Source organism: Acinetobacter portensis, from assembly GCF_009372215.1.
GTDB lineage: Bacteria > Pseudomonadota > Gammaproteobacteria > Pseudomonadales > Moraxellaceae > Acinetobacter > Acinetobacter portensis.
In genome coordinates, this window is sequence record NZ_LWRV01000002.1 from 1 (window position 1) to 26228 (window position 26228).

Here is a 26228-nt window from a genome sequence, read left to right on the forward strand (position 1 = left end):
AATTGATGACACGCCCTAGAATAATAACTATTTCAAAATAATATAAAAAAACTTTATGGCGATTTATATCGCCGTAAAGTTTTAATAAAAATCTTAATTTTAACGTGTGTAATCTGTAAGCTATTCAAGAGATTAATATAATGTCAAATTTATTTAGAAAAAGCCTTATTGTTTTAGGTTTAATTTTATCATGTCTTACCACTGTTTCTTATGCAAGTAATACGGCTATTGGTGGTGTTTCTTTAGGTGTTACTCGCGTTATTTACCCTATTGATGCAAAACAAGTTTCTTTACCTGTTATTAATCATAGTAAGAATGATCGATATTTAATAAATTCTTGGATAGAAACTGATTATCAAAAAAAATCTAAAGATTTTTTAATTACTCCGCCTTTATTTGTTGCTGAAGCAAATACCGAGAATACTCTTAGGATTGTAAATGTTGCTAATAATTTACCATTCGACCGCGAATCTGTTTTTTGGGTAAATGTAAAATCAATTCCATCAGTAAATAAAGAAGACTTAGAAAGTAAAAATCTTTTACAGCTTGCAGTTTTATCGCGAATTAAATTATTTGTTCGTCCAAATGATTTGCCATATAAATCTGAAAAAGCTTTAGAGATGATTTCTTTCGAGAAAGGTTCTAATGGGATTGTGGTAGATAATAAGTCACCGTACTTTATTTCATTTGTGAATGTTTATATTGGTGATAAAAAGCAACCAAATGTTATGGCAGCACCATTTGAAAAAACTACAATTTCTAGTGTGTTTGGTAAAAACTTTAGTTATCAAACCGTTAATGATTTCGGCGGATTAACACCGAAAACTGAAATTAACTTACATTGATATTTATGATGACTACTCATTTTAAAATACATCAAATCAATATTACATATGTGAAAAGTAAATATTTTACATATCCTGTATCGGTTGTATTGAGTTTATTTATTACGACTAACCTTCATGCCGAGCAGGTATTTAATCCTGCATTTTTGAGTGATGGTTTATCTGGAAGTCAAATTTCTGACTTGTCAAAATTTGAGAATACGACACATCAGTTGCCTGGTATATATCGTGTTGAAGTCTCAGTTAATAATGAATTCATGTTTACACAAGATGTAAATTTTATTGAGAAGCCTGATATTAATGACCCTACAGGATTATTTCCGTGTTTTAATTTAAAAACATTGGAGCAATTTGGCATTAATATAAATCAGTATGAAGAATTAACTATCGCTGGAAATTCGACTTGTATTGATTTTCTTTCTATTATTGAAGACTCTACATCTAACTTTCAATTTGATAAACAAAAATTATCTGTAACTTTTCCTCAAATATCTCTTAAAAACCAGGTTCGTGGATATATTCCACCAGAACAATGGGATAATGGTATTTCAAGTTTATTTACTAACTATAATTTGTCGGGATACAATAATTCAAATGACAAAAGTCAGAGCATTTTTTTAGGCTTAGACAGTGGATTTAATTTGGGTTCTTGGCAATTTCGTAACTCAAGTAGCTTTAGTTATAATTCTAATAAAAATAGCTCATCTAAAAGTTGGACTAATTTAAATACATATGCTCAAAAAACATTAGTACCGATCAGTAGCCAATTAACCATTGGTGATAGTTCATCCAATAATGATATTTTTGATAGCTTTAGCTTTCGTGGTGTTCAGCTATCATCGTTAGATAATATTTATCCAGATAGCCTACAAGGTTATGCTCCTACCGTACGAGGTATTGCAAAAACCAATGCCAAAGTCGTAATCAAACAAAATGGAAATATTGTTCAGCAAGTTACTGTTCCGCCAGGTCCTTTTACAATTAATGATTTAAATCAGACAAATACCAGTGGTGATTTAGACATTACTATTGAAGAAAATGATGGAACTAAGCAGCGCTATATTATCCCATATTCAACATTACCTATTTTTCAACGCGAAGGTAGGACTAAATATAATGTGATTGCTGGACGATTCAGGAGTGGGCATAAATTTCAAGAAAATCCAACTATTGTTCAATCAACCCTAGCACATGGTTTAGGTGGCGGATTCTCTATATATTCTGGAACACAGCTATCCGATAGATATCAAAGTTTTTTATTAGGTCTAGGTAGTAACTTAGGTCAGTATGGTGCTGTGTCTTTTGATATCACGCATGCGAATAGTACATTGGCCGATAATTCTACCCATGATGGTCAGTCAGTCCGATTTTTATATGCAAAATCATTAATTAATACAGGTACAACTTTTAGGTTGTTAGGGTATAGATATTCAACTAGAGGATTCTATACGTTAAATGATACTGCCTATAATAAGATGAGTGATTCAGGATCTACAAACCCGAGTATTACAGATTACTATAATTTAAATAATACAAAAAAAGGGCGTTTTGAGGCGAATATTTCTCACTCTTTCGGTAAAAAGTATGGATCTATATATTTATCTGGCAACCAACAGACATTTTGGGGAACCAAAAACAAAAATACATGGTTTCAAGCTGGTTATGCCAATTCTTGGAATGATTTTAACTTTTCATTGGCTGCAAGTTATGTTCGATCATCTGAAGTTGATCAGAGTGACACACAGTTTACTGCAAATGTATCGTTTCCTTTAGATAAGTTATTTTCTAAGGCGTATAGAGATAAAAATCAACGTAGTAGATCTTATGTTACAGCATCAACAAACCAAGGGCCTCATGGTAATACCTCATATAATACAAGCATTAATGGCACATTATTAGAAGATCGTAATTTAAGCTATAGCCTTAGTCAGGGCTATATTAATGATCGAGATAGTAATGGTTCTGTGAGTGTCGGTTATCAAGGTGGGTATGGTAATGTCGGTGCAAGTTATAGTTATGATAAAGATAATAACCAATTTTCATATAATGCATCTGGTTCAGCGCTTGTCCATGCGAATGGCATTACATTTGGTCAGGTAATAAGTGATACAGCTATTTTAGTAAAAGTTCCTGGTGCTAAAAATATTAAAATTGAAAACTATACTGGTGTAAAAACAGATTGGAGAGGCTATGCGATTGTTCCTTATGCAAGTGCATATAGACAAAACCGTATTGCACTAGATACAAATAGTTTTGGCGACAATGTGGAAATTAATAATAACGTTGAAAATGTAGTTCCAATACAAGGTGCTATTTCCCGAGCGACATTTACAGCAAATGTGGGTGTACGAGCATTGGTTACTTTATCTAAGAATGGTGAGTTTATACCATATGCAAGTAGTGTTATTGAAACTGAAAGTTCTTCACAAGGTTTTGTTGCCGATGAGGGGCGCGTTTATTTAACAGGCTTGCCTCATAAAGGAACCTTAAATGTTACATGGGGAAGTGATAGTAACTCGAGTTGTTCAATTCCTTATGATATTTCTGAAGCTGATCTTTCTCAATCTATCATTCAGTTTGAACTTGAATGTGAATAGGTAAACAAGAAATGAAATTTAACTTTTTAATATTTGCTTTATTGTTCGGTTTTTCTGTTCAAGCGAATGCACATATATGTTGGAATTCAAAAGGACAAGGGGTAGTGGATGAAGTATTTTATGACTTATCAAATACCTTCACTAGCTCAAATAATAAGCCTGGAGAAATCGTAGAGCTTTTAAAACAGTTTAATTATAGAGTTACCGCTGTTTGTCCGAAGCACAGTTCTAGTGAGAGTAATAATAGAACAAGACGTAGCTATGTAACAGAGTTTCCTATTGTAGAGACGCTTGGAGGGTATCAGTATCTTAAACTCAATGATTATTTATTGGGTGCAATGGCGATTACAGACTCTTATGCTGGAACTTTTTATCCTCCTGTTGACCATAAACAAATGGGATCTCATCCAAATGTTTCCAAAGGGACTGCTTTTCCAGTTACAGATTCGAACTTTAGATTTCGCTTAAAAGTGATTAAGCCTTTTATTGATTTTATTCCAATACCTAAACGTACGCTATTTAAGGTGTATGTCACTACTGGATATGATGCGCTAACGACTCCTGTTTATGAAATTTCTTATAGTGGTAGTGTTACTGTGCCTCAAAGCTGCGATATTGGAGTTGGGGACACTCTGGACATTGATTTTGGTAAAATTTCATCTCAGGCTTTTGTTCAAGCTGGTGCTGGTAATAAACCAGTGGGTACAAATGAACAAGTTAGAACTTTAGCTATTCAATGTAAGAATATTAATTCGTATGCTGCTTTAACAATTCGACTAGAAGCAGAATTAGTCTCTGGCGAAATCATGCAAACGAGTAATCCTGATATTGGGGTTAAAATATCAGATAATAAAGGAAAGGTTTTAATACCAAATAATATAAATAGTACTATTCCATTTATATTTAATAATCCTCCTGTAAATGTTGTTATTAAAGCTTGGCCAATTAGTCTTACTGGAAAAGCACCTGAAGTTGGACCTTTTAGAGCTCGTGGTTATCTACGAGTTGATTTTGAATAAGAGGTTTATTTATATGAATTTATTTATAAAAACGGGGCTGTTATTTGTTTGTATAGGTTTTAGCCATATAGGCTATGCCGCTCTGACTGAACTTGCACGAATTAATGTGGAATTATTTGGTGAGGTCACTACATCTACATGTGGTGTATTAGAATCAGAGCAACATAAGTATATTGACTTAGGTGTTCACTCTATTAAGAGTTTGAATGGTGTTGGCACTAAAACAAAACCTGTACCTATTCCTTTTACTTTGAGTAACTGTCATCCTAATAGCCCAATAACATTAACGTTTAGTGGCACTCGAGATGTTTCAAACCCTGAATTTTTAGCACTTGAGAGCTTGCCTAATATGGCGAAAAACGTAGCAATTGAGCTTCTTGATCATGATAAAAAAAGACTTCCTCTTAATACGAAAAGTCAGACTTTAACTGCTGATCAAGATGGTCGGATTGTTACAAACTTTTATGCTAATTATATTGTTACTCGTGATTCAGTAACCCCAGGTGTTGCCAATGCTAATGCACAATTTACAATTCAATATGATTAAATAAAGTATAGCTTCTAAGTGTTCATTTAGTTTTAGCTTTAAACACCGCATAAAGAAATTTATGCGGATTTTTTAGATCTTTAGATGTTAAAATTTTATAATCAATAATTAGAATTAAGCACTTAACAAATATGAAACTAATAGAAATTGAGCCTTATTTCTGGGAGTTATATCAAGATGAAAGTGCAATGTATCTCCGTATTGCTATTCACAATAGTTTTGTGACTTGGGATAAATCTATCTACTTAGATGAGGACGCCATCAATCATTATTTTAAGGAAGGTAAACTTAGTGTTGATGCATTAGCGAAAAGAATTGAAAGTAGTATAATTAGAAAGGATTATGATCTATTCTATTCTTATCAAATTGTAAATAAAGAACAAAAACAAAGAATGGATGGAGCATTTATGGCTTGGAAAAACACTAATCAGGCATAAAGTAAAAAATTATATAAATCTTAGAGTAATAAAAGAGGCATTAAGCCTCTTTTTAAGCAAATAATCTAAGCTGCTTGACCTAATCCTTTTGGAATACCATTACGACCAGGGAAGTCTTTCGCTAGTTTTCGAGCATTTGGCATTTGTAGCCATAAACGTAATAATTTACGACGTTTTTCAACCTCATCATAATCTTCAAAAGAGGAGCGAGAGTGCATAACACAATAATTATTACAGAATTGAATATCACCAGGTTCAAGCATCATATCAAGTCTAAGATCTGATTCTTGGCTGATTTTATCAAAAATATTTAAGGCATCCGTTTGAACTTGTGAAAGCGGAACTTGACGACGATCATGCCCAAGTTCAATGTAATAACGTAAATATCGGCATGCTAATTTTCCCTCAAAATAACTAAAAATAGGGGATAAAGAAGGTTCAACTTCACCTAAATGGTCATACCAAGCAGGATGATAAAAATAGCCTAAGTATTCAGGATATTTTTCTAGAATTCGATTATAAACCGTAGATGAGCTGACAATGCTGCTTAAACCACCTTGTTTAGCTTTACGAATTGAAAGTAAGCCTACAACATCGCTTAGGTCTGCATGGTAAGGCAAATAATCATTGGTTTCATAAACACGCGTCATTTTCTGGGTTTTATCACCAATATTTTCGACATAACCAATAAGATCACCACGTGCATTTTGAGTAACGGAATTACCCATATGCAAACCTAAAATATAATAAATATTTGCCAGTTGGTTTTCATTGTATTTATTGGCATCTAAACCACGAATCACAATGAATCCGTAACCATTTTCGAGTTCATTTGTAATGTAATCAATTTGGAATAAAAATTCAGTATCGTCAATCAATGCATCTTCTTTAACAAAATTGGGTGCAACTAAATTTCGAGCTTCTAGTTTTGCTTGTACAGCATCAAGAACATTTAAAACATGTGGGGTGAGGTGGTAAATCCAATCGGTATTATTTGCGATTTCACTTCCAACCCATGCGCATTTATCGGTAATTTTTTCTTTCAATATTGTATTCATTGTCCCCAATCCTCATGAATGTGTTTGTTTGTCATACATAAACATGCACATATTCCAAAGGTGAATATGTGCATGTTGAGTTAAGATTTAGGCTGTGTTTTTCAGCAGATTTTTATCTGTGGTGTATTCAAGATACTTACGCTGAATGTCGATGTGTTCTGCAATGTGTTTTGCATCGTGCCAAACACCCCAAATGAAGCTTGAACCACGACCTGTTAAATAGGGCAAACCTAAGAAATAAACGCCACGCTCAGGTGAAATTCCTTGTTTATGTTTTGGTTTATTGAACTCATCGAATGCATTCACTTGTAGCCAGTTAAAGTCATAACTAAAGCCTGAAGCCCAAATAACAGAGGTAATATTTGCCTCTGCCATATCCAATTCTAAAATTGGATTAAGCACACATTCTGGGTTTGGGAGTTGATGTCGTGCTTGTGGTTCTGTTGGTAAATCTAAACCATTTTTCGCCACATATGCATCTGCTTCATCATAAAAAGCCATGAGTACAGCATCACCATCTTCTAAATTTTTCTTTAAATCTGCTTTAAATTTAATGATGTTGTTGTCAAAAGATTCAGTCATACCAACAAGAGTAATCCCTTGTTTTTCTAAAGCGCGAAAATCGATATTGATACCGCCATGTGCACCACTAACAGCCAAGCCTTTAAGTGGTCCATTGTCTGTACGCATAAAGTCCCATCCGCCTAAAACACCTAACCACCATACGTTGTCACGGTTACGATAAGTACGCGGTGGACGCTCATGTTGACCAACAGATAGATAGACTTTTTTACCTGAACGATTAATTTCATCTGCAATTTGAACGCCAGATGAACCTGCACCAATTACTAAAACAGCACCTTCAGGAAGTTGTTGTGGGTTTTTATATTGGTCTGAATGAATTTGATAAAAAGATGGATCTTTTGCTGCTACAGGCGGAATGACTGCTTTTTGGAAAGCACCTGTCGCAGAGACAATACGTTGTGTATAAATCGTTCCTTCAGATGTTTCTACGGTAAAACCTAAACGTTTTTCAGATTTATATGCTTTATTTACCGACACACCTGTATGAATTGGTAAGTTAAATTTTTCGGCATACTTTTCAAAATAATCGGCAACTTTATCGTGGTGAACAAAACTATCAGGATCTGCATCAAATTCTAGACCAGGGAAACAATCGTGCCAGCAAGGGCCATTGGCAACAAGTGAATCCCAACGACGTGTACGCCAAGCTTCAGCAATTCTATTTTTCTCAAGCACAACATGTGAAATACCTAAAGTTGTTAGATGTTCACTCATTGCTACGCCCGCTTGACCTGCACCGACTACAACAGTATCGACATTTAAATTATCTAATTTCATTTTATAAATCCTTCTTGCCAAAGCTTGCTATCTAAATTCGCTGTTTTATCTTTTTATATTTTTGAAATATTGAAACTCCAAAAATTAAAAATCTGTTTCGATGGATTCAATATAAGTAGCTCTGTTGAATAGCGAAAATCATATAAGCAGAACGCTTGCATCAAAAAAACCGAATTGCTTAAGGCGCTTGAAGTTCATATAAAAGTGAAGAGATTTTTGAGCTTAAAAATTTATTGTTTGTTCTATTTTTTGTGGTGAATTGGGACTTTTCATTCACAAGTGAATGCATCAATAAAGTCATTTTATAAAAAGGGTATGACATGAAATCACGTGCAGCGGTTGCATTTGCGCCAAACGAACCATTACAAATTGTGGAATTAGATGTTGAAGCACCTAAAAAAGGTGAAGTATTGGTAAAAATTACTCATACAGGCGTTTGCCATACCGATGCTTTTACATTGTCAGGTTCAGATCCTGAAGGAATTTTCCCTGCGGTACTCGGGCATGAAGGTTCAGGTATTGTCGTTGAAGTTGGTGAAGGTGTGACAAGCGTTCAAGTGGGTGATCATGTTATTCCGCTTTATACTGCGGAATGTGGAGAATGCTTGTTCTGTAAATCGGGGAAAACCAATCTTTGTGTGTCTGTTCGTGCTACACAAGGTAAGGGGGTAATGCCCGATGGTACAACACGTTTTTCTTATAATGGTCAGCCAATTTATCACTATATGGGTTGTTCAACTTTTTCTGAATATACCGTTGTTGCAGAAGTTTCTTTAGCAAAAGTAAACCCTGAAGCAAACCCTGAACATGTGTGTTTATTAGGATGTGGTGTAACGACAGGTATTGGTGCTGTACATAACACAGCGAAGGTTCAAGAAGGGGATTCTGTCGCGGTGTTTGGATTGGGCGGAATTGGATTAGCTGTAGTTCAAGGCGCACGTCAGGCAAAAGCAGGACGCATTATTGTGGTAGATACCAATCCTGAAAAATTCAAATTAGCAGAAGAATTTGGCGCAACCGATTTCGTAAATCCAAAAGACTACGACAAACCTGTGCAAGAAGTGATTGTGGAAATGACGAGTTGGGGCGTAGATCATTCATTTGAATGTATTGGCAATGTGAATGTAATGCGTTCTGCGCTTGAATGTGCACACAGAGGTTGGGGACAATCGATTATTATTGGTGTGGCAGGTGCAGGTCAGGAAATTTCAACACGTCCGTTTCAATTAGTGACTGGGCGAACTTGGAAAGGTACTGCATTTGGTGGAGTTAAGGGGCGTACGCAATTACCAAAAATGGTTGAAGATGCAATGAAAGGTGAAATTCAGCTTGAACCATTTGTTACCCATACTATGGGCTTAGATCGAATTAACGAAGCTTTCGATTTAATGCATGAAGGAAAATCAATTCGTACAGTTATTAATTTCAAAGATTAATCATCTCAATAAGAAACTAAAAAAGTCCCATTTATTGGGGCTTTTTTTATAATTGGAATAAATTTTTTAAATGATAGATATAAAAAAACCAATGTTCTAAACGGGTGAACATTGGTGAAAGCAAATTGAGGGAATGTCTGCTTAAAAATTTAAAATGACAATGAGTATTAAGCTACAAATGGAAATTCATCTTCAGGCAATGGATCACCTGTAGACAAAACATCAATTAAATGAGGATATTGTGGGGATGTTTTCCCACCTCTATTCACATAAACAGCTTCATCACCTAACCAACGAAAAGATACTGCACGACGTGAATGTTCTTTTGATAAATTTCCTGGTGCGCCGTGAATGGTTAAATAGTTAAATGCAATTGCATCGCCAGGTTCAAGTTCCCAACCTAAAATATTGTAATCATTTCGGTTGCTGTCGATATCGGGTAAAACCTCTTCTTTAGAACCTGCATGATCGTAATATTCGCCATTAAAACTAAGTGGCTTAAAATGTTTGCCCCATTTATGTGAGCCTGCAATAAATTCAATAGCAGATTCACGAGAAATAGGATCAAGTGGAATCCATAAACTCAGTGTTTGTTTGGCATCTACAGGATAATACGGAGCATCGTGATGCCAAGGTGTGACTTTGGCTGAACCTGTTCCTTTGACAAGCACATGCTCGTGGAACATACGTACAGATTGAGAGCCCATAATAGACTTTACAATTTCAGCAGCAGGACTTTCTTTCACAAAGGTGTTGAAAGCATCAATGCGTTGCCAATTACAATAATCTGCCCAAAAACGACCTTGAGTTTGTCCTGGTGTGTAATCACGGAACCATTGACCGGGTTGTTGTTCATTGGTATTTACACCAGATTCAAGCAGGGGAATCCAATCTTTAAACAATCCACGGATGATGACTACGCCATCACGTTCAAATAATTCGTGTTCAGTTTCCAACATGTCAATCACTCCTTAAAATGAGGTTTGCATCAGGTCTGTTGTTTGATGTTAAAACGACTATAAGGAGAGTTAGGTTTTAGTGAAATACGTGCTTTAGAAAGCTATGATTTTGTTTTTTTGAATTAATACTTTTTTTGTACTGTACAAATGTCTTAATCATATTCAGTGAAGATTAAGATTATTCTGAATAGTAATTAAAAAACAAGGAGAAGTAATCTGAAATAGATACAATTTTATAGAGTTGATGTGAGTATTTATTTCTTAATAATAACAATTATTTATGTTTTTTAAATTAAATTAAATTTCAAAAAAAATATTTGATACAAAAATAGTATAAGCGAAATATTTAAATGGTATTAGACAGATAAGATGGTTTCGATAATTCTAACTCCTGAGATTAATTTAAAAAATCAAGTTTTTCTTATCCATAGGATTTGGGTTTTAAAATTAAGGAATTTAGTATGCAAAAAATAATAGATGAAAAAGCACGGAAAAAAGCCATCACAGCCGCAGGGATTGGCAACTTCGTAGAATGGTTTGATTTTGTATTATATGCACAATTTGCAGCAGTCATTGCGATGCATTTTTTCCCATCAGATAACCCAACGACAGGTTTACTAGCAACATTTGCTGTTTTTGCTTTAGGTTTTTTTGCTCGCCCAATTGGAGGCGTTATTTTTGGTCATTATGGCGATAAACATGGGCGTAAAAAAGCATTATCTGCAGCGGTTTTACTCATGAGCATCGCTACTTTTGCAATTGGTCTAACACCAACATTTGAGTCTATTGGCTTAATGGCACCTATTTTATTAGTTGTTTGGCGTGTTTGTCAGGGATTATCTGCTGGTGGTGAGTATGCAGGTTCAAGTTCATTTGTAATTGAGTTTGCACCTAAGGGTAAAAAAGCACTTTATGGAAGTATTAATCCAATTGCCACAGCGCTTGGGATTATTGGTGGTGCATTAGTTGGCTTATTCATGACACAAGTAATGGATCCTGAAGTGATTAATTCTTGGGGGTGGCGTATTCCATTTATGATTGCTGGACCGCTTGGAATTATTGGTTTGTACCTTCGTAATAAAGTAGAAGAAACACCTGAATTTCAGTCAATTCAAGCACGAGTAAAAGAAGAAAAGCATGCACCATTGGTTGAAGCATTTAAAGCATCGAAAATGAATATGCTGACTTTATTTGGATGGGCTTCATTGAATGGTCTAGGTTTTTATATGCTAACAGGCTATATGCTAACTTTTATGACTAATTCAGCACAAATGGCTAGACCACAAGCTTTGTCTGTGTATGTGATTGCACTTATTCTATTTTCATTTTCATGTTTCTTTGCTGGGAAATTAATTGACCGAATCGGAATCCAAAGAGTAGCAATAACATCTGCAATTGTAATGTCTATTCTAATTGTTCCAGCCTTTAAGCTATTAAGTACTGGTGAAGTTGCAACAGCAATTATTGGCTTAAGTATATTCGGCATTGTTATGGGGTTTATTTGTACTGTAACTCCTTTACTAATGGTTGTTTTATTTCCTGCACATATTCGTTATAGCGCGAGCGCATTGGCTTACAATTTAGCGTATGGTTTATTGGGTGGAACAGCCCCATATATTGCTACCTATTTGATATCAGAAACAGGTAATAATTTATCTCCAGCTTACTATGTTGTAATTGTTACAGTTATTGGTTTAATACTCACGATTAATGGTTTCAGGTTTAATAAAAAAACTGAGCAAGAAAATTCAATTTCTAATCTGGTTAAGTCTTAATGAGTATAAATAAAGTTTATATATGCGATGCTATTCGTACACCAATTGGTAGATTTGGTGGTGTGTTTAAAAACTTGAGCCCATTAGATTTAGCCGTACCTCTTATCCAACATTTGGTTTCTAAAAACTCAGAAATTCCCAAATATTTAGATGAGCTAATTGTTGGACAAGGCTATGGGACACCTGAAGCTGCGAATATTGGTAAGGCTTTGGCTTTAGATGCAGAGCTACCAGATCATGTTTGTGGTTATACCGTAGATCGTCGTTGTGCATCTGGACTTCAAGCAATTATTGATGCGACTATGATGATTCAAACAGGTAAAGCAAATTTAATTATTGCTGGTGGTGCAGAATCATTAAGCCAAGCTCCATTTTATAGTTCAAAAATACGTTGGGGCAGTTTTGGTGATTTGACACTGAAAGACTCATTGAAGTACGGAAGGATTTATGCAAATGGGCAGAAAAATCCAATTCTTGGCGGAATGTTAGAAACGGCTGAAAACTTAAGACGTGAATATCAAATTAGTCGTCAAGAGCAGGATGAACTTGCTTATCAAAGTCATATGAAAGCATGTAAAGCAATTGAACAAGGTAAATTTAAAAAAGAAATTTTACCTATTTCTGTCAAGGGGAGGCTAATTGAACAAGATGAGCACCCAAGACAAGATACAACGCTTGAGCAACTTGCTAAATTAAAACCAATTTTAGAAAAGGACGATGCTGAGGCAACAGTTACAGCTGGTAACTCATCTGGGCAAAATGATGCGGCAGCATTTTGTTTAATTGCTAGTGAAGAGATGGCTAATCAATTAGGTTTACAACCAATTGCTGAAATTATTGATTGGGCTGTTGCTGGTGTACCAAGTGCAGTAATGGGTATTGGACCCGTACCCGCAATTCAAAAAGTGTTAAAAAATACAGGACTAAGCTTATCAGATATAGACCGAATTGAAATCAATGAGGCATTTGCTGTACAGCTAATTGCTTGTACAAAAGCACTTAATTTTAGCGAACGAGAACTGCAAAAATTAAATGTAAATGGATCAGGAATTTCATTAGGTCATCCGATTGGGGCAACAGGTGCTCGTATAATGACCACGCTAATCAATGAATTAAATTCAACAAGTAGTCATTATGGTCTTATTTCAATGTGTATTGGGGGAGGACAAGGAATGGCTGCAATTATTAAGAGCATAAACCACTAAGGAAGAGAGGTATAAAATGTTATATATGGTTCAAATGACGGTTAAAAAACCACATGATATTGATCCAAATGTTTGGGCAGACATTATTGTTAAAGAGCGTGAATATGGGCAAACCTATATGAAAAATGGAAAATTTGTACATATTTGGAGAACTGTAGGGAAGTTCGCCAATGTGAGCATTTTTGATGTTGAATCGAATGATGAATTACATCAAATTTTATCTGGATTTCCATTATTTCCATATATGGACATGGAGGTAACAGCACTTGCCGAACATCCATCAGCATTAAAGAAATAACAAAAAAGCCTATTCAACATGAATAGGCTTTTTTTTTAATTTGAAAATGTAATAGGTGAAAGTGTACTTAATGCATTTTTCAGTAGTATGGAAGGATTACCTTCGCGCCATACAATAGCTAAATCAACATAATGTTCAGATTCTTCTAATGGAATATAGTTAATTGTAGATGGCTGTATATATTCAAGAGATTCAAGTGACAATGTAATTCCAAATCCTGCTGCAACTAAAATTAAAATAGAGTAGGTATCATCTGCCTCTTTGACTATGTTTGGATTGAAGCCCGCTTTTCTACATGCAGATACGAATACTTCACGAATGACAGAACCTTTATATGCATGATTTGTAATAAAATGCTCATTTTTTAATTCGTTTATTGATATAGATGGTCGATGTGCAAGAGGGTGGTTTTTTGGAAGTGCTACGATTAAGCGGTGACGACTAATCAACTTTTGTGAGATACCAAGTGTAGAAATTGGTAGCAAAACAACTCCTGCATCAATATCACCATTTGCAACACTTTCTAAAACCAAATTGGAATTTGCTTTGCGATGAATTTGAAAATCAATATTTGGATATAGTTTTTCAGTTTGTAAAAATAATTCAGGTAAAACAACACTGGGTAAGGCTCCAGAAAAACCAATATTTAAAGTTCCGAGGCTTCCTAAATTTGACTTACTTACAGCTGCAACTGCGTTATCTAAAGAAAGTTTAACTTTTCTTGCTTCAATAACTAATGTTTCACCCTCAGGTGTTAGTTTTAAGCCCTTTGGAATCCGTTCAAAGAGTTGACAGCCTAATTCTTCTTCTAATTGCTGAATTTGTTTAGATAAAGGAGGTTGAGCTATAAATAATCTTTTGGCAGCTCATCCAATATTCAATTCTTCTGCAACAACTAAAAACGAACGTAAGAGTCTAAATTCCATTTCATACACTCTCTAACTATGATGATGATATAAAAAAAGTATTTGAATATATATCACAAAAATTCAAAATCATACTTACAGAATATACCAAAGATCTTTAAGTGAGGAATACATGATTTTTTATAAAACATTTGGAAAACAAGGAAGTAAGGCATTGGTTCTAGGTAGTTCTTTAGGTACGTCTTCAAATATGTGGAATAATATTATTGAGGATTTATCTGAAAAATTTTATGTAATAGCTTTTGATACACGTGGACATGGGAAGTCACAAGAACAAGGTCTTGAATTAAACTCAGTTGAGCAATTTGCACAAGATGTTATTGAAATTGTTGATTCATTAAAAATTGATAAATTCTCATATGCAGGTCTATCACTTGGTGGTGCTATAGGGCAAATGCTTGCAATTAAATATCCAGAGAGAGTTGAAAAACTTATCTTATGTTGTACTGCAGCAAAATTTGGTGAACCTGCTTTCTGGCAAGATCGTGCCAATTTAGTATTAGAAAAAGGTATAGATGCTATATTAGATGCTACAAAAAATCGCTGGTATAACCCAGGTTTTTCGGATGCAAATGAGTTTGCACAAAGTTTATTAGATGAGCTTCTTACATTTAATCCTAAAGGATATGCAAATACATGTAAGGCGGTTGCAGATTTTGATGTACGTAGTCGATTAAAAGAAATCAAATGTCCAACATTAGCTATTGCTGGTACAGAAGATTTGTCCACTCCAGTTGCAGTAATGCAAGAGCTTGTAAATGGAATTCCAAATGCTGAATTGATTGCAGTAAAAGGTGCTGCACATATTGGAAATGTAGAAAAACCGGAAGAGTTTAAAACAGCAATTCTCAATTTTGCATAAATAAAAATAGGGGAAATTAGCTTTTATATTTCCCCACACTCTATGGAAAGATAAATGATTTCTAAAATTGTAGATGATATTAATAAGGCAATATCGGTAATTCAAGATGGCGCAACCATTGCAATTGGTGGATTTGGTGGAGCAGGGCAGCCTGAAGATTTAATAGATGCTTTAATTCAGCATGGTGCTAAAGATTTAACACTTGTGAGTAATAATGCGGGAAATCATGAAGAAGGAATTGCAGCCTTATTAAAAGCAAGACAAGTAAAAAAAATAATATGTTCATTTCCTCGTATGAGTCATTCTTATGTATTTGATGAATTATATAAGGCAGGAGAGTTAGAGTTAGAGCTTGTACCACAAGGAAACTTAGCTGAACGACTGCGTGCTGCAGGGGTTGGATTAGGTGCGATTTATACTCCAACAGGTTATGGAACATTGTTAGCAGAAGGTAAAGAAACGAAAGAAGTTAATGGGCGGAATTATGTATTGGAATATCCTATCCATGTAGATGTTGCTTTGATTAAAGCTGAGAAAGGTGATCGTTGGGGAAATATTACCTACAGAAAAGCTGCACGTAATTTTGGACCAGTTATGGCAATGGCTGCAAAACATACAATTGTGTCGGTGGAAAAAGTTGTTGAGCTTGGGGGGTTAGACCCTGAGTTAGTAATTACACCTGGTATATTTGTGAAATCTATTGTCTGTCGTAACTCTAATTTAGGAGAGTGTACCGTATGAGCTTTCAAGTGCGAGATCAAATTGCGGCACGTGTAGCTAAAGATATTCCAGAAGGTGCATACGTAAATTTAGGAATAGGTTTACCGACAATCGTTGCGAATCATTTTGATCCAGAAAAAGAAGTATTTTTACATACTGAGAATGGAATTCTTGGACGTTGGATTGCTGCAGAGGAAGGAAATGAAGATTGGGATTTAATTAATGCAGGGAAGGAACCTATTCAATTATTACCAGGTGCTTCTTTTTTTCACCATGCTGATTCTTTTGGAATGATGAGAGGTGGTCATTTAGATATTTGTGTTCTTGGTGCTTATCAAGTATCTGAAACTGGTGATTTAGCAAATTGGCATACTGGTTCATCTAATGCGGTTCCAGCTGTTGGTGGTGCAATGGACTTGGCTGTTGGCGCAAAAAAAGTTTTTGTTGTTATGGAGTTACTTAACAAGTCTGGACAGTCAAAGCTTCTTAAAAAATGTACTTATCCTCTTACGGGATTAGGCTGTGTAAGTCGGATTTATACAGATTATGCAACATTTGAGATAACAAAAGAGGGCGTTGTGGTGTTAGAAATTATAAAAGATATAACGTTTAATGAATTGCAAAAATTAATGGATGTAGTGTTAATTCAAAATATATAACGTTACATTTACCGTTTTAAGGGTGCTATTGTTTAGCGCCTTTTTTATAGCGGAAAAATATAGATTTTATATTATGAAATTCAATCTAAAGTTGAGCAAAAAAAGATTTGTGGAGGAGCTAAAAATATATAACAATCAGCATTAGAAGAGGCCCTCTAATGCTGTAAAAGGACATAGTAAAGGGAATGTTTAGATGACTGAGCGATTGGCTAGGTCTTGTATAGCATCCGCGTTATAGCCTAATTCTTTTAAAATTTCTGATGAGTTTTGTCCTAAATCAGGAACTGGCTTAATGATGAAATCCTCTTCTTTCTTTAAACCAACAGGTTTTAGTGTTGGAACTTTTCCAATAGGTGTATCGATTTCTGTCCAGCGGTTACGTGCTTTTAGTTGTGGATGATTCCAAACATCTTGCATTTCATTCACACTTGCATTGGCAATTTTTGCTTGTTCAAGACGTTCAATGATTTCGGTTTGTGTAAGTGAATTGAAAATATTTTCAATAATTTGACGTAAAGGCTCTCTGTTTTTAGAGCGTTGAGTATTGTTTACATACTCATCTTGTTTTGCCAGTTCAGGTTGTTGTAAAACAATTTCGCAGAAAGCTTGCCATTCACGTTCATTCTGAATACCTAGCATCACTTTCTTTTGATCACCTGTTGGAAATGGACCATAAGGATAAATTGTTGCATGAGATGAACCTGTACGTGGTGGCGCAGATTCACCACGAAGCGTGTAATACAGAGGATATCCCATCCATTCCGTCATACTTTCAAGCATGGAAATATCAATACGTTTGCCTTTTCCTGTTTTTTGACGCTCTAATAATGCAGCAAGAATATTAGTATAGGCATACATACCTGCTGCAATATCTGCAATTGAGCAACCTGCTTTTACATAAGAATCTTCTGTACCTGTAATAGACAAAAAGCCAGATTCACTCTGAATAAGTAAGTCATACGCTTTTTTATTACGATATGGACCAGGATTCTCTAAGTCATCGCCATAACCTGAAATATCACAAACAATAATTTTAGGATTAATCTTATTTAATTCCTCATAAGAAAGCCCAATGCGTGAAGCTGCTCCTGGTGCAAGGTTTTGTACTAAAACATCTGCTTTTTCAATAAGCTGTTTTAAAATGTCTTGTGCAGGCTCAGCTTTTACATCTAAGGTTAAGCTTTCTTTCGAGCGATTTGTCCAAACAAAATGCGATGACATACCATCAACACGTTCATCATATTTACGGGCAAAATCACCAACTTTAGGTCGTTCTATTTTAATGACACGCGCACCTAAATCTGCCAACTGACGAGTACAAAAAGGTGCTGCAATTGCATGCTCTAAAGTAACTACAGTAATGCCTTCTAGTGGAAGCATATTATTCTCCTGTAAATGTTACGGTGGCTTTCATTGCAACTAAACCATCTGATTTTTCAATCCACAAGTCACCTTTGTCTGAATGAATATCACCACAAATTGAAAACTCGTTGAAATCGAAAACTGGATTCACTGCTCTAAATTCAAATGATGAAACTGTTTTTGTAGGATTTTCTTGTTCAAAAGTATGCAACAACAAAGTTGCTAGTAATGGACCATGAACAATTAAACCTGGGTATCCTTCAACTTCAGTTGCATATGCACGGTCATAATGAATTTTATGCCCGTTAAATGTGATTGCTGAATATCTAAATAGCGTTACCGTATCAACAGGAAATTGCTTTTTATATGTGTAAGGTCTGCTTTCAATTTTAATTTGTGAACTTTGATTATTTTCTTGTGTTTGAACTCGATTAGAGGCTTCTCTGTAAACGATGTCGTGTTCTTCAATAATGGCAAGCGTGTCGTCTGCATAAATAGAATGACGCACAGTAACAAAATACATGTTGCCACTTTTACCTTGTTTTAGCTCAACCTTTAAAATTTCAGATTCACGTTTAATATTTTGATTAATTTGAATAGGATTTAAAAACTCTAAACGCCCACCAGCCCACATTCTTTTAGGAAAGGGGATAGGGGGAAGGAAATTCCCTTTTTTAGGATGTCCATCTTCAGCAAGTTCTTGACCATCAACTAAAGGTAAAAAATAAAACCAATGATGCAAACTTGGTAAAACTTGTGGTGCTTTATTTTTTTGATTTAATAAAGCTTGCATCATAGATACTGGGCGTATATCACTAAAATCGGCTGTTATTTCTTTTTTACCAATCCATGCATTAAAATTTTCCATATCTGAAAGTCCTAATTTTATTATTTGTTTTAATTTGCTTGTTTTAGAATTTTTTCAGCACGAAGAATGACTGGTAAATCAATCATTTTTCCCTCGAGACTGATAGCTTGACCTTGTGCTTCATTTACAGCATCTAAAACTTTATTTGCCCATGCAATTTCAGCTTCTGTTGGAGTAAATGTAAGATTTACAATATCGACCTGATTGGGATGAATACAAAGCTTGCCTGTAAACCCAAGGTTTTTAGCTTGTTGTGTTTCTAGTTTCACAATTGCTTCATTTTTAAAGTCGACAGTGACACCATCAATAGGAGCTTCTATTCCTGCAAGTTTAGAAGCAAGTACAAACTCATTTCTAAATGAAAGAAGCTCTTCATACCCACCTTGCATATTCATTTCTAGTTGAAAATCTATTGAGCCAAACATTAGGGCATTCACATTTTCAGCTTGTGCAATTTGACGAATATTGGCAAAACCTAAAGGTGTTTCAATAAGAGCATATGTCGCAATTTTTTTGACAGCATGAATTGCTTTAATATCTTCTACAGATTCAGTTTTAGGTAAAATAATAGCAATGACGTTATCTAATTTGGCTAATTGAATATCTTCAGAGAACCATTCGGTATTTATAGCGTTTGTACGAATCATCACCTGATATTGAGGATGTTCAATCAACCATTGTTTTAAGCTTTCTCTTGCCGATATTTTTAAATCTGTAGGAACTGCATCCTCCAAATCTATTATTACTGCATCTGCTTGGGTGTTGAGCGCTTTTTCAAAGCGCTCAACACGATTAGCAGGAACAAATAAGTAAGAACGTGCAGATTTATTTACTTTTTTCATTATTCATTCCTTCTACTTAAAAAGAACGTGGTAAATCAAGTAAATGCTCTGCAACATAACTAAAAATTAAGTTTGTTGATATAGGTGCAACTTGATATAAACGAGTTTCACGGAATTTACGTTCAATATCATATTCATTGGCAAAGCCGAATCCACCATGAAATTGTAGACAGTTGTTAGCGGCTTCCCAACTTGCTTTTGCTGCTAAATATTTCGCCATATTGGCTTCGGCACCACATTTTTCACCACGGTCAAACATTTCACATGCACGGAAGCGCATTAAGTTTGCAGCTTCAATTTCAATGAAATTATCAGCAAGGGGGAATTGAACACCTTGGTTTTGACCAATTGGACGACCAAATACAACACGATCTTTCACATATTGAGTAACACGATCCATAAACCAGTAACCATCACCAATACATTCAGCAGCAATTAAAGTACGTTCGGCATTTAGACCATCTAGAATATATTTAAAGCCTTTACCTTCTTCACCAATCAGGTTTTCTTCCGGAATTTCTAAATTATCGAAGAAAATTTCATTTGTTTCATGGTTCACCATATTGGGAATAGGGCGAACAACCATGCCATTTTTTTCTGCTTCTCGAAGGTCAACCATGAAAATAGACATGCCTTCAGACTTTTTAGTTACTTCAGCTAAAGGTGTTGTACGAGCAAGCAAGATCATCCAATCACTATGCTGAACACGAGAAATAAATACTTTTTGACCATTAATTACATAACGATCACCTTTCTTAACAGCAGTCGTTTTAATTTTTGTGGTATCTGTTCCTGTCGTTGGTTCAGTGACTCCCATTGTCTGTAAACGCCACTCACCTGTCGCAATTTTAGGTAAATACAATTCTTTTTGAGCTTTTGAACCGTGACGAAGCAGTGTACCCATGTTGTACATTTGACCGTGACAAGCACCTGCATTGCCACCACTACGGTTAACTTCTTCCATAATAATAGAAGCTTCTGTTAAGCCTAAACCTGATCCGCCATACTCTTCAGGAATCATTGCTGCCATCCAACCAGCTTGAGTGAGTGCATCTACAAACTCTTCAGGATAGCCTCGCTCTTCGTCAATTTTACGGTGATATTCATTTGGAAATTCTGAACATAAGGCACGAACAGCTTCACGTATTTCTTGATAATTATTAATGGTACTTTTCATGAAAGATATCCTTATCGAACAATATATTTAACTTATGATCAATCATATATTGTTATTTAATATTGATTAAAATAGTATTAAGTGATGGATATAATCTCAAAAAGATATTGATATGGACATTAAACAATTACGATCTTTCGTGACAATTTCGGAAACAAAAAATATTACAAAAGCTGCAGCGCTGCTTAATATTGTACAGCCAGCCGTTTCAAGACAAATTCATTTGCTTGAAGAGGAATTAGGTGTGGAGTTGTTTGAGCGTGGTCGCCATGGTATGAACTTAACCAATGAAGGAAAAGTTTTAGAAGGCTATGCACGTAGAGCTTTGAAAGAGATTGAAGCTGCAAAAATTGAACTGACTTCTTCAGATGGATCTTTAAAAGGTACAATCAATATTGGCATTTTAGCAAGTCTAAGCGAATTACTTTCTGTTTCGCTCATGCGAGTTATTAAGAAAAAATATCCTGATGTGAGTTTAAAAATTTCTGTGGGATATTCAGGACATTTGAAGGAGTGGCTTGAAGCAGGAGATATTGATGTAGCACTTATTTATGGTTCTGTATCATCAAAGTTCTTAGATATTCAGCCCATTGTCCGTGAACAGCTTTGGCTTATTGGACACTATGACTCAGATTTAAAACATGATTGTGCTTTGGAATTAGAGGAGGTGTCTCAGCATCCTTTAATTTTACCGTATGCACCACACAGGTTAAGGACTTTAATTGAGCAAGGTTTTAATCAAGAAAATCTCATTTTAAAAATTGGTGCTGAAATTAATGATCTTAATGTTCAAAAACAATTGGTGAAAGAAGGATTTGGTTTTACGATTTTGCCTCTTGTCTCAGTAAAAAATGATTTGCAAAAAAAATCTGTCAGAGTTGCACCCATTAATCATCCGTATTTCACAAGAGATGTTGCGTTGGCTTTACCAAATACAAGACATATTTCCAAATTGGTCCATACCATTGCACAGGAAATTATATATTGTTCAAAAGTTGCAGTAGAGGTGAAAGCGTGGCTGGGGGGAGAATGGATTAAAAAATAGATGTTATTTGCATAAATTTTAACTATTAGATGGGTATGATCAAAATATTTGATGGAATTTTATTTTGAATTTATTTGATATAATTTATTGATATTATTGTATTTTTTTAATTTTTTTTGTAATGGTTATTTGGCTGCTCACTTATTGAGATTGTTCTTGAAAATTTAATCTGATAACTATAGCGAAAAGTTATAGCAAGAAAAAATTGAATAATTTTAAGACTCAAATGTCTTAAAAATGGCTAAGGAGAAGCCTAATGAGTGAGAGTGTTACAAATACAGAATTCCATGGTGCGCCAGATAAAAAAACACGAATTAAATCTATTATTGGTGGTTCAGCTGGAAACTTAGTCGAATGGTATGACTGGTTTGCATATAGTATGTTCACCTTATATTTTGCTCGTTCATTTTTTCCAGCGGGAAATCAAACTGTAGAATTATTACAGGCAGCTGCAGTCTTTGCTGTAGGTTTTTTAATGCGTCCAATTGGTGCTTGGATGATGGGGATTTTCGCAGATCGTAAAGGGCGAAAAGCGGGTTTAACATTATCTGTCACACTTATGTGTATAGGTTCTTTATTTATTGCATGTGCACCGACATATGAACAAATGGGTATTGTTGCTCCAATTGTATTGATTGTTGCACGGTTACTTCAAGGTTTGAGTGTAGGTGGCGAATATGGTGCTAGTGCAACCTATTTAAGTGAAATGGCGGGTAAAAATCGTCGTGGTTTATTTTCCAGTTTTCAATATATGACCATTCTTGCAGGTCAATTATTGGCTTTATTTACATTGATTGTTTTACAAAATGTATTAACTGAAGAACAATTATATGACTGGGGTTGGCGTGTTCCGTTCTTTATTGGTTCTGGTTTGGCATTACTGATCTTTCTTATCCGTCGTGGTATGGCAGAAACAGAATCATTTAAAAATGCAGACCGTGAAAATGCTCCAAAATCGAGTGCATTATCATTATTTAAAAATCATCCAAAAACAGCATTGGCTGTAATTTTCTTAACTGCAGGTGGAACTTTATCTTTTTATGCATATACAACCTATATGCAAAAATTTTTGGTCAACACATCTGGTTTTACTAAAGAAACGGCAACAATAATTTCAGCGGCATCAATTTTTGTATTAATGTTATTACAACCAATTGTAGGACATATTTCAGACAAAATTGGTCGTAAACCAGTCATGATTTTCTTTGGTGTTGGTGGTGTTCTCTTTACGTATGCAATCTTTACATTAATTTCACAAACAACAAATCCATTTGTTGCATTTGGATTAATTGTATTTGGCATGATGTTTGTTTCGGGATACACGGCAACAGGTGCTGTTATTAAATCTGAAATGTTCCCTGCGCATATTCGAGCTCTTGGTGTAGCTTTGCCATATGCAATTGCAAATACGATTTTTGGTGGAACATCTGAATTAATGGCATTGCAATTTAAGAGCATGGGACATGAAAACTACTACTTCATTTATGTTACCGTTATGGTAGGTATATGTTTGATTTATTTCCTAAGAATGAAGGATCAGAAAAAATATAGTCAAATTTTAGAAGATTAATTTTTCTAAATATGATTTACAAATAAGCCTATATAGGCTTATTTGTATTTTAGAAATGATAAAAATAGATAGGATTAGAAAAATGTATACAGCTTCGTGTTTATGCAATGGTATTCAGCTTAAAATAAGCCAAAATATTTCTAAAATACTAGTTTGTCACTGTAAGCAATGTCAAAAAGCACAAGGTGCAGCATTTGTGGCAATTGCGCCTATTGAAATCAAAAATTTAGATATTATTCAAGGGAAAGAGTTACTTTCGGAATATTATGCAACAGAGAATAAAAAACGTGTGTTCTGTAGTCAATGTGCATCGCCAATTTATAGCGCACGCTTAGATTTGCCCGATGTGATTCGTTTACGTGTTGGAATTATTAATGAAGATATAAATGCAAAAATTTATTCACATGCATTTACTCAATATAAAGCGTGTTGGTTTGATTTACCTGATGATGGTGCTTTAATTTTTGATGAAAAAGTAGTGGTATAAGTTTCTATTGTATAGCTATTAATACTTTTGAATTAAACACTTAAATTAAAAATGCGCTATGATGAAGCAGTTCGTGTTTGACTGTGGGGATATCGATATGAATTTTCTGAAAAAGAAAAACAAAGCAAGTTTTGTGTTTTTTATTCTTGTACTTTATTCATGTATTGGTACTGCATTAGGCTTCTTATTTATAGAGTATCTGATATAAATTTCGATAGACCAAATTTAGAAAAATGAAAGCCGAATCTCGAATTCGGCTTTATATTTTAATTGGCTTTCAGTTTTTCAATAATTTCATCTAAAGGCTTCACACGTTTTACTTCATCCCATAATGCTTTCGCTTCAGGATAATGTTTCGACATCATACCTAACCATTGTTTATAACGACCAACCATATTCATTTCTTTTTTATAAGAACCATTTAAAAAACGAATTTGTAATGCTAATAATTCATTCCATGTTATGAGTGGTTTATCTGTATTTTGACGAATACATTGGGTTAAATCGGGTGTTGTTACTGCACCACGTCCAATCATTAAATCTTCACAGCCCGATTCAATTCGGCACTGTTTAGCATCTGCATTTGTCCAAATTTCACCATTGGCAATGACATTAATTTTTAAAGCTTCACGAATAGGATTTAATTGATCCCAAAAAGCAGGAGGAGTATAGCCATCTGCTTTTGTACGTGCGTGAACTGTTACCCAGGCTGCACCTGCATCTTCAATTGCATGTGCATTTTCAAGCATAAAGTTTCTGTCCATATAACCCAAACGCATTTTAGCAGATACAGGAATATGGCTTGGTACAGCATCTCGAACGGCTTTTACAAGTTCGTGTACCACTTCGGGTTCATCAAGTAAAACAGAACCGCCACGATGTTTATTGACCGTTTTTGCAGGGCAACCAAAGTTCATATCAATGGCAGGAGCACCAAGCTCAGCTGCACGAATGGCATTGGCTGCAAGCATTTCAGGGTCATTACCTAAAAATTGCACATGCACAGGCGTTCCAGCTGCAGTTTTACCATCATTGAGTAATTCTGGGCAGTATTGGTAAAAAATATGGTCGGGTAAAACGGAATTGGTGACACGAATGAATTCGGTTACACACCAGTCGAAACTGCCTACGGATGTAAGCACATCTCGCATAATTGGGTCAGTTAAGCCTTCCATGGGTGCAAGCACAAGTTTCAAAGTGTGTTACCTGATAGTGAAAAAAGGCTGTTATACGGTTTTTTAGAAAACTTGTCTAGTGCAAAGTCATTTGTAACCTGAAGAGAATAAAAATGATGATCTAAAGATTCACACATTTTTATTCCTTCGTTTTTCATATATATGATGAATTAAAAAATAGGTACGTTAAAACCAATAACAGGACCCTTTTCAGTAATATCCCAACGGAAATTGCCAGATGTATAGTCTTGATGGAAGTAGCGATAGCCCGCTCTTAAATTAATAATGCGTTTGAATACAGGAATGTTATATCCAATATAGGTATGAGCAGATAAGGTATTTTCAGCACCAATGGTGACTTCCGATGCTAAATTCCATGGAGAATCAAAATTGTATCTAAGACGAGCACCCCAAAAGAATTCATTCCAATTGATGTCCACTTTTTTTGTTAAGCCTAATGCGGCTACAGTCGCTTCAGCTTCGGTATGGTGAATACCGATGGTTGGTTCAAAAATTAGTTTTGGTCGCTTTAATGAATTTTCAGTCGGAGATTTATAGGCTTGGTAATAAATGCCGTAACTTGTCTGATCTAACTTTGTTTCTAAGGCTAAAGGAATATTGTAAATGCTTTCATCTTTAGATGTTTTAACAAGCTGTTTATCAATGTAAATACCCCAGTCGCCCTTACTAAAATCGAGATATCCCATATAAACTTGATCAAGATTTTTTACGGTATCGCTGAATGGCTGATCGGCGTTATATTTAATATTCCCTTCACTTAATGTTCCATCTATATCTGCTGCAAAAACATAAAAATTAGCATTAATTTTAGGCTTTCCTTTGAATGATTCAGTAAAGCTATTTTCTGCAAAGATTATTTGGCTAGATAGTGCGACTGCTGTGAGTAGAAAAATCTTTTGTATATTCATAAGTATTTGCTCTTTTTATTGGACTTTAGCAGTTTGCATTAAGTAATAAAACAAAATAATTCACAAAT

26 protein-coding genes and 1 pseudogene are annotated in these 26228 nt (G+C 34.9%); 16 read left to right on the plus strand and 11 right to left on the minus strand.

What is annotated here, in order from left to right:
- The first annotated feature begins 140 nt into the window (after positions 1 to 140).
- The 5 genes from A6M14_RS00015 (at position 141) to A6M14_RS00035 (ending at position 5445) form a co-directional block, all read left to right on the plus strand.
- The gene (locus A6M14_RS00015; protein ID WP_152872732.1) at positions 141 to 845 is read left to right on the plus strand and encodes a fimbria/pilus periplasmic chaperone; all 705 of its coding nucleotides are present in this window, start codon (positions 141 to 143) and stop codon (positions 843 to 845) included.
- Positions 846 to 853: 8 nt separating this feature from the next.
- Complete coding sequence (locus tag A6M14_RS00020) at positions 854 to 3442, plus strand: fimbria/pilus outer membrane usher protein (RefSeq protein WP_152872830.1); 2589 nt, start codon at positions 854 to 856, stop codon at positions 3440 to 3442.
- Positions 3443 to 3453: 11 nt separating this feature from the next.
- The gene (locus tag A6M14_RS00025; RefSeq protein WP_152872733.1) at positions 3454 to 4461 is read left to right on the plus strand and encodes a fimbrial protein; all 1008 of its coding nucleotides are present in this window, start codon (positions 3454 to 3456) and stop codon (positions 4459 to 4461) included.
- A gap of 13 nt (positions 4462 to 4474) precedes the next feature.
- Complete coding sequence (locus tag A6M14_RS00030; RefSeq protein ID WP_163121154.1) at positions 4475 to 5008, plus strand: fimbrial protein; 534 nt, start codon at positions 4475 to 4477, stop codon at positions 5006 to 5008.
- Positions 5009 to 5139: 131 nt separating this feature from the next.
- The gene (locus tag A6M14_RS00035) at positions 5140 to 5445 is read left to right on the plus strand and encodes a hypothetical protein (protein WP_152872735.1); all 306 of its coding nucleotides are present in this window, start codon (positions 5140 to 5142) and stop codon (positions 5443 to 5445) included.
- A 65-nt stretch (positions 5446 to 5510) separates the two neighbouring features.
- Here the strand turns inward: A6M14_RS00035 and A6M14_RS00040 are convergent, their stop codons facing one another.
- Positions 5511 to 6503 (minus strand): TauD/TfdA family dioxygenase, encoded by a 993-nt coding sequence (locus tag A6M14_RS00040; protein WP_152872736.1) that lies wholly within the window; start codon positions 6501 to 6503, stop codon positions 5511 to 5513.
- An 87-nt stretch (positions 6504 to 6590) separates the two neighbouring features.
- Positions 6591 to 7865, minus strand: a complete 1275-nt coding sequence (locus A6M14_RS00045) for a flavin-containing monooxygenase (RefSeq protein ID WP_152872737.1) — start codon at positions 7863 to 7865, stop codon at positions 6591 to 6593.
- 320 nt (positions 7866 to 8185) lie between these two features.
- Here A6M14_RS00045 and A6M14_RS00050 point away from each other — a divergent pair, with 320 nt between their 5' ends.
- A complete protein-coding gene (locus A6M14_RS00050) occupies positions 8186 to 9301 on the plus strand; it encodes an S-(hydroxymethyl)glutathione dehydrogenase/class III alcohol dehydrogenase (protein WP_152872738.1) in 1116 nt (371 codons plus the stop codon).
- Positions 9302 to 9468: 167 nt separating this feature from the next.
- Here the strand turns inward: A6M14_RS00050 and A6M14_RS00055 are convergent, their stop codons facing one another.
- Entirely contained in the window at positions 9469 to 10260 is a 792-nt protein-coding gene (locus A6M14_RS00055; RefSeq protein ID WP_152872739.1) for a phytanoyl-CoA dioxygenase family protein, read from the minus strand.
- Positions 10261 to 10721: 461 nt separating this feature from the next.
- Between A6M14_RS00055 and A6M14_RS00060 the strand changes: the two genes are divergently transcribed.
- The 3 genes from A6M14_RS00060 to A6M14_RS00070 are packed head-to-tail and all read left to right on the plus strand — an operon-like array spanning position 10722 to position 13538.
- Positions 10722 to 12035 (plus strand): MFS transporter, encoded by a 1314-nt coding sequence (locus A6M14_RS00060; RefSeq protein WP_152872740.1) that lies wholly within the window; start codon positions 10722 to 10724, stop codon positions 12033 to 12035.
- Positions 12035 to 13240: an acetyl-CoA C-acetyltransferase gene (locus A6M14_RS00065; RefSeq protein WP_152872741.1), complete on the plus strand. Its 1206-nt coding sequence runs from the start codon at positions 12035 to 12037 to the stop codon at positions 13238 to 13240. The genes A6M14_RS00060 and A6M14_RS00065 overlap by 1 nt, the downstream gene beginning before the upstream one ends.
- Before the next feature lie 16 nt (positions 13241 to 13256).
- Positions 13257 to 13538: a muconolactone Delta-isomerase gene (locus A6M14_RS00070; RefSeq protein ID WP_152872742.1), complete on the plus strand. Its 282-nt coding sequence runs from the start codon at positions 13257 to 13259 to the stop codon at positions 13536 to 13538.
- A gap of 35 nt (positions 13539 to 13573) precedes the next feature.
- Here A6M14_RS00070 and A6M14_RS00075 read toward each other — a convergent pair whose 3' ends face one another.
- Both A6M14_RS00075 and A6M14_RS14375 read right to left on the minus strand, forming a co-directional pair.
- Positions 13574 to 14314, minus strand: a complete 741-nt coding sequence (locus A6M14_RS00075; protein ID WP_421705703.1) for a LysR family substrate-binding domain-containing protein — start codon at positions 14312 to 14314, stop codon at positions 13574 to 13576.
- Positions 14291 to 14392: pseudogene (locus A6M14_RS14375) on the minus strand (LysR family transcriptional regulator); the annotation flags it as partial. The gene A6M14_RS00075 and the pseudogene A6M14_RS14375, both read right to left, overlap by 24 nt.
- Positions 14393 to 14576: 184 nt before the next feature.
- On the opposite strand from A6M14_RS14375, the gene pcaD reads away from it, so the two are divergent.
- From pcaD to A6M14_RS00095, 3 genes are read left to right on the plus strand one after another with little or no spacing between them, the layout of a single operon-like run.
- The gene (gene pcaD, locus A6M14_RS00085; RefSeq protein ID WP_152872744.1) at positions 14577 to 15326 is read left to right on the plus strand and encodes a 3-oxoadipate enol-lactonase; all 750 of its coding nucleotides are present in this window, start codon (positions 14577 to 14579) and stop codon (positions 15324 to 15326) included.
- A gap of 54 nt (positions 15327 to 15380) precedes the next feature.
- A complete protein-coding gene (locus A6M14_RS00090; protein ID WP_152872745.1) occupies positions 15381 to 16067 on the plus strand; it encodes a 3-oxoacid CoA-transferase subunit A in 687 nt (228 codons plus the stop codon).
- Positions 16064 to 16705: a 3-oxoacid CoA-transferase subunit B gene (locus tag A6M14_RS00095; RefSeq protein WP_152872746.1), complete on the plus strand. Its 642-nt coding sequence runs from the start codon at positions 16064 to 16066 to the stop codon at positions 16703 to 16705. The genes A6M14_RS00090 and A6M14_RS00095 overlap by 4 nt, the downstream gene beginning before the upstream one ends.
- A gap of 189 nt (positions 16706 to 16894) precedes the next feature.
- Here A6M14_RS00095 and A6M14_RS00100 read toward each other — a convergent pair whose 3' ends face one another.
- Genes A6M14_RS00100 through A6M14_RS00115 form a run of 4 tightly spaced genes read right to left on the minus strand, consistent with a single transcriptional unit; the run spans position 16895 to position 20954 of the window.
- Positions 16895 to 18085, minus strand: coding sequence for a CaiB/BaiF CoA transferase family protein (locus tag A6M14_RS00100; RefSeq protein ID WP_152872747.1), 1191 nt, complete (start codon positions 18083 to 18085; stop codon positions 16895 to 16897).
- Between the two features lies 1 nt (position 18086).
- On the minus strand, positions 18087 to 18935 hold the full coding sequence (locus tag A6M14_RS00105; protein WP_152872748.1) for an HTD2 family dehydratase: 849 nt from the start codon (positions 18933 to 18935) through the stop codon (positions 18087 to 18089).
- Between the two features lie 29 nt (positions 18936 to 18964).
- Positions 18965 to 19777 (minus strand): HpcH/HpaI aldolase/citrate lyase family protein, encoded by an 813-nt coding sequence (locus A6M14_RS00110; protein ID WP_152872749.1) that lies wholly within the window; start codon positions 19775 to 19777, stop codon positions 18965 to 18967.
- Between the two features lie 16 nt (positions 19778 to 19793).
- Positions 19794 to 20954, minus strand: coding sequence for an acyl-CoA dehydrogenase family protein (locus A6M14_RS00115; protein WP_152872750.1), 1161 nt, complete (start codon positions 20952 to 20954; stop codon positions 19794 to 19796).
- Between the two features lie 112 nt (positions 20955 to 21066).
- On the opposite strand from A6M14_RS00115, the gene A6M14_RS00120 reads away from it, so the two are divergent.
- The 4 genes from A6M14_RS00120 to A6M14_RS14195 all read left to right on the plus strand — a co-directional run bounded on the left by A6M14_RS00120 (position 21067) and on the right by A6M14_RS14195 (position 24264).
- The gene (locus A6M14_RS00120; RefSeq protein WP_152872751.1) at positions 21067 to 21999 is read left to right on the plus strand and encodes a LysR substrate-binding domain-containing protein; all 933 of its coding nucleotides are present in this window, start codon (positions 21067 to 21069) and stop codon (positions 21997 to 21999) included.
- A 256-nt stretch (positions 22000 to 22255) separates the two neighbouring features.
- Positions 22256 to 23569 (plus strand): MFS transporter, encoded by a 1314-nt coding sequence (locus tag A6M14_RS00125; RefSeq protein WP_152872752.1) that lies wholly within the window; start codon positions 22256 to 22258, stop codon positions 23567 to 23569.
- 82 nt (positions 23570 to 23651) lie between these two features.
- On the plus strand, positions 23652 to 24056 hold the full coding sequence (locus A6M14_RS00130) for a GFA family protein (protein ID WP_152872753.1): 405 nt from the start codon (positions 23652 to 23654) through the stop codon (positions 24054 to 24056).
- 97 nt (positions 24057 to 24153) lie between these two features.
- Complete coding sequence (locus A6M14_RS14195) at positions 24154 to 24264, plus strand: hypothetical protein (RefSeq protein WP_241678013.1); 111 nt, start codon at positions 24154 to 24156, stop codon at positions 24262 to 24264.
- Between the two features lie 58 nt (positions 24265 to 24322).
- On the opposite strand, the gene A6M14_RS00135 is transcribed toward A6M14_RS14195, so the two are convergent.
- Together A6M14_RS00135 and A6M14_RS00140 are read right to left on the minus strand one after the other, a co-directional pair.
- Complete coding sequence (locus tag A6M14_RS00135) at positions 24323 to 25252, minus strand: tRNA dihydrouridine synthase (RefSeq protein ID WP_187349127.1); 930 nt, start codon at positions 25250 to 25252, stop codon at positions 24323 to 24325.
- 149 nt (positions 25253 to 25401) lie between these two features.
- Positions 25402 to 26160, minus strand: a complete 759-nt coding sequence (locus tag A6M14_RS00140; RefSeq protein WP_152872754.1) for a hypothetical protein — start codon at positions 26158 to 26160, stop codon at positions 25402 to 25404.
- Between the last annotated feature and the right edge of the window lie 68 nt (positions 26161 to 26228).

Coding starts and splice junctions, on each gene's coding strand:
- A6M14_RS00015 (WP_152872732.1), top strand. CDS start 141: ATGTCAAATTTATTTAGAAAAAGCCTTATTGTTTTAGGTTTAATTTTA.
- A6M14_RS00020 (WP_152872830.1), top strand. CDS start 854: ATGACTACTCATTTTAAAATACATCAAATCAATATTACATATGTGAAA.
- A6M14_RS00025 (WP_152872733.1), top strand. CDS start 3,454: ATGAAATTTAACTTTTTAATATTTGCTTTATTGTTCGGTTTTTCTGTT.
- A6M14_RS00030 (WP_163121154.1), top strand. CDS start 4,475: ATGAATTTATTTATAAAAACGGGGCTGTTATTTGTTTGTATAGGTTTT.
- A6M14_RS00035 (WP_152872735.1), top strand. CDS start 5,140: ATGAAACTAATAGAAATTGAGCCTTATTTCTGGGAGTTATATCAAGAT.
- A6M14_RS00040 (WP_152872736.1), bottom strand. CDS start 6,503: ATGAATACAATATTGAAAGAAAAAATTACCGATAAATGCGCATGGGTT.
- A6M14_RS00045 (WP_152872737.1), bottom strand. CDS start 7,865: ATGAAATTAGATAATTTAAATGTCGATACTGTTGTAGTCGGTGCAGGT.
- A6M14_RS00050 (WP_152872738.1), top strand. CDS start 8,186: ATGAAATCACGTGCAGCGGTTGCATTTGCGCCAAACGAACCATTACAA.
- A6M14_RS00055 (WP_152872739.1), bottom strand. CDS start 10,260: ATGTTGGAAACTGAACACGAATTATTTGAACGTGATGGCGTAGTCATC.
- A6M14_RS00060 (WP_152872740.1), top strand. CDS start 10,722: ATGCAAAAAATAATAGATGAAAAAGCACGGAAAAAAGCCATCACAGCC.
- A6M14_RS00065 (WP_152872741.1), top strand. CDS start 12,035: ATGAGTATAAATAAAGTTTATATATGCGATGCTATTCGTACACCAATT.
- A6M14_RS00070 (WP_152872742.1), top strand. CDS start 13,257: ATGTTATATATGGTTCAAATGACGGTTAAAAAACCACATGATATTGAT.
- pcaD (WP_152872744.1), top strand. CDS start 14,577: ATGATTTTTTATAAAACATTTGGAAAACAAGGAAGTAAGGCATTGGTT.
- A6M14_RS00090 (WP_152872745.1), top strand. CDS start 15,381: ATGATTTCTAAAATTGTAGATGATATTAATAAGGCAATATCGGTAATT.
- A6M14_RS00095 (WP_152872746.1), top strand. CDS start 16,064: ATGAGCTTTCAAGTGCGAGATCAAATTGCGGCACGTGTAGCTAAAGAT.
- A6M14_RS00100 (WP_152872747.1), bottom strand. CDS start 18,085: ATGCTTCCACTAGAAGGCATTACTGTAGTTACTTTAGAGCATGCAATT.
- A6M14_RS00105 (WP_152872748.1), bottom strand. CDS start 18,935: ATGGAAAATTTTAATGCATGGATTGGTAAAAAAGAAATAACAGCCGAT.
- A6M14_RS00110 (WP_152872749.1), bottom strand. CDS start 19,777: ATGAAAAAAGTAAATAAATCTGCACGTTCTTACTTATTTGTTCCTGCT.
- A6M14_RS00115 (WP_152872750.1), bottom strand. CDS start 20,954: ATGAAAAGTACCATTAATAATTATCAAGAAATACGTGAAGCTGTTCGT.
- A6M14_RS00120 (WP_152872751.1), top strand. CDS start 21,067: ATGGACATTAAACAATTACGATCTTTCGTGACAATTTCGGAAACAAAA.
- A6M14_RS00125 (WP_152872752.1), top strand. CDS start 22,256: ATGAGTGAGAGTGTTACAAATACAGAATTCCATGGTGCGCCAGATAAA.
- A6M14_RS00130 (WP_152872753.1), top strand. CDS start 23,652: ATGTATACAGCTTCGTGTTTATGCAATGGTATTCAGCTTAAAATAAGC.
- A6M14_RS14195 (WP_241678013.1), top strand. CDS start 24,154: ATGAATTTTCTGAAAAAGAAAAACAAAGCAAGTTTTGTGTTTTTTATT.
- A6M14_RS00140 (WP_152872754.1), bottom strand. CDS start 26,160: ATGAATATACAAAAGATTTTTCTACTCACAGCAGTCGCACTATCTAGC.